General features: G+C 69.9%; 1 protein-coding gene. It reads right to left on the bottom strand.

Annotated features, from left to right (window positions below):
* Positions 1–29: 29 nt before the first annotated feature.
* Positions 30–2,843, bottom strand: a complete 2,814-nt coding sequence (gene glgB, locus FNH08_RS48075) for a 1,4-alpha-glucan branching enzyme (protein ID WP_322726607.1) — start codon at positions 2,841–2,843, stop codon at positions 30–32.
* Between the last annotated feature and the right edge of the window lie 82 nt (positions 2,844–2,925).

Genomic DNA, 2,925 nt, shown 5'->3' with positions numbered 1-2,925 from the left:
GGGTAGGGGCGGCGGGGGCGAGGGAATGGCTACGCCGGGCGGAGCCAGAGCGTTGAGAGGGGCGGCAGCGTCAGGCGGATGCTCGCGGGCCGGCCGTGCGAGGGCTGGGCCTCCGGCTTGACGGGATGCGGATTACGCACGTCACTCCCGCCGTACGCACCCCCATCCGTGTTCAGCACCTCAACCCACGCCGGCACATCATCCGGCACCCCCAACCGGTACTCCTCCCGCACCACCGGCGAGAAGTTCGACACCGACAACAGCGGCGCCCCATCGGCCGCGAACCGCAGAAACGCGAACACGTTGTCCTCCGCCGCGTCCCCCACGACCCAGGCGAACCCCGAGGAGTCCGTGTCCCGCTCCCAGAGCGCCGGAGCCTCGCGGTACACCGAGTTCAGGTCACGCACCAGGTTCCGTACACCCCGGTGGTCCGCCTCCGCCCCGTACCCCGGATCCAGCAGCCACCAGTCCGGCCCGTGCCCCTCCGACCACTCCGCCCCCTGGGCGAACTCCTGCCCCATGAACAGCAACTGCTTGCCGGGGTGGGCCCACATGAAGCCGAGGTACGCGCGATGGCCGGCCCGCTGCTGCCACCAGTCGCCCGGCATCTTCGACACCAGCGACCCCTTGCCGTGGACCACCTCGTCGTGGGAGATCGGCAGCACGTAGTTCTCGCTGTAGGCGTACACCATCGAGAACGTCATCTCGTTGTGGTGGTGCTTGCGGTGCACCGGCTCCTTGGCCATGTAGCCGAGCGAGTCGTGCATCCAGCCCATGTTCCACTTCAGCCCGAAGCCCAGACCGCCGAAGCCACCGGGCCCCATGTGGTGCGTGGCACGCGTGACGCCGTCCCAGGCCGTGGACTCCTCGGCGATGGTCACCACACCGGGCTCGCGCCGGTACACCGTCGCGTTCATCTCCTGCAGGAACGCCACCGCGTCCAGGTTCTCGCGGCCTCCGTGCTCGTTGGGCGACCACTGACCCGGCTCGCGCGAGTAGTCCAGGTACAGCATCGACGCCACCGCGTCCACACGCAGCCCGTCGATGTGGAACTCCTCGCACCAGTACACCGCGTTGGCCACCAGGAAGTTCCGCACCTCGCGGCGCCCGTAGTCGAACTCCAGCGTCCCCCAGTCCGGGTGCGCGGCCCGAGCCGGATCCTCGTGCTCGTACAGCGGACGCCCGTCGAACTCCGCCAGCGCCCAGTCGTCCCGCGGGAAGTGCGCGGGCACCCAGTCCATCAGGACGCCGATGCCGGCCTGGTGGAGCCGGTCGATCAGGTACTTGAAGTCGTCGGGGGTGCCGAGCCGGGCCGTGGGCGCGTAGAAGCCGGTGACCTGGTAGCCCCACGAGCCGCCGAACGGGTGCTCGGCGACCGGCAGCAGCTCCACGTGCGTGAAGCCCAGGTCCCGCACATAGGCGGGCAGTTGCTCCGCCAGCTGCCGGTACGTCAGCCCCGGGCGCCACGACGCCAGGTGCACCTCGTACACCGAGAACGGTGCCTCGTGGGCCGGGCGGTCGGCCCGGTGCGTCATCCACTCCGCGTCGTCCCACTCGTAGTGGGAGGCGTGGACGATCGAGGACGTCTCCGGCGGGACCTGGGTACGGCGGGCCAGCGGGTCCGCCCGCAGGCTCTTCGTCCCGTCCGGCCGGGTGATCTCGAACTTGTACAGCTCACCCTCACCGATCGACGGCACGAACAGCTCCCAGATCCCGGAGGAGCCGAGCGAACGCATCGGGTACCCGGTGCCGTCCCAGAAGTTGAAGGTGCCGGCCAGGCGCACACCGCGCGCGTTGGGCGCCCACACCGTGAAGCGGGTACCGGTCACGCCCTGGTGCGTCATCGGCTGCGCGCCCAGCGCCTTCCACAGCTCCTCGTGCCGCCCCTCACCGATCAGGTGCAGGTCCAGCTCACCGATCGCGGGCAGGAAACGGTACGCGTCCTCGGTGTCCTGCACCGTCCCTTCGTACGCGACGATCAGCCGGTACGACCCCGGAACGGCCCTCAGCGGCAGGACGGCCGAGAAGAACCCGTCCCCGTCGTCGTGCAGTTCGGCCCGCAACTCGTCCGTGACGACGGTGACCCCCAGCGCGTACGGCCGGAACGCCCGGAACACCACGCCCCCGGGCGCGGGGTGCGCCCCGAGCACCGCGTGCGGCTGATGATGCGTACCACTGCGCAGGCGCTCCCGGTCCTCGCCGCCCACCGCGGGCGAGAAGGGCACCCGCGGTTGGGGGATGGACGGGACGTCCGCAGTGGTGGTTGTGGGTGTGGCCGTGGTCGGTGGCTCGGGCGACGTGGGCTGGGGGATGCGTACGACGGCTTCGGTGGCGGTGGCGGTGGCGGTGGCTTTCGGCACCGACGGCTCGGGAGCCCTGGGAACGACCTCGGCCACCTTCTTCGCCGCCACCGCCTTCTTGGCGACAGCCTTCTTGGCCGTCGCCTTCTTGGTGGCGGTCTTGGTGGCGGTCTTGGTGGTCTTCTTGGCGGTGGCCGCCTTCGCGGCGGTGGTCTTCGTGGCGACCGTCTTCTTCGCCGGGGCCTTCTTGGCGGCGGCTTTCTTCGCTGCCGTGGCCTGGGCTGCCGTCGTCTTGGCTGCCGTGGTCTTGGTGGCCGTGGTCTTGGTGGCCGTGGTCTTGGTGGCCGTCGCCTTCGCAGCGGTCTTCTTGGCGGCGGTCTTCTTGGCTGTGGCCTTCTTGGCCACCGCCTTCTTCACCGGCGCCGCCTTCTTCGCCGCTGTCTTCTTCTTCGCCCCTGCCTGTTTCCTGGCCGTCTCGGCCGTCTTCTTCTCGGTGGCGCCGTTCTGGTTCGTACTGTCGTCGGATGGGGGACGGGGGGTCACGGGCACGGCCTCCTCGGCACAGGCACAGACGGGGTGGACGGGGTGGACGGGCTGTCTCTTATACACCTCTGACTCTGACGCA

Origin of the sequence: Streptomyces spongiae (genome assembly GCF_009377185.1) — a bacterium.
GTDB classification, from domain to species: Bacteria; Actinomycetota; Actinomycetes; order Streptomycetales; family Streptomycetaceae; genus Streptomyces; species Streptomyces spongiae.
Note: the sequence above shows the minus strand (reverse complement) of the source record. Positions and strands in the feature narration are given on the sequence as shown.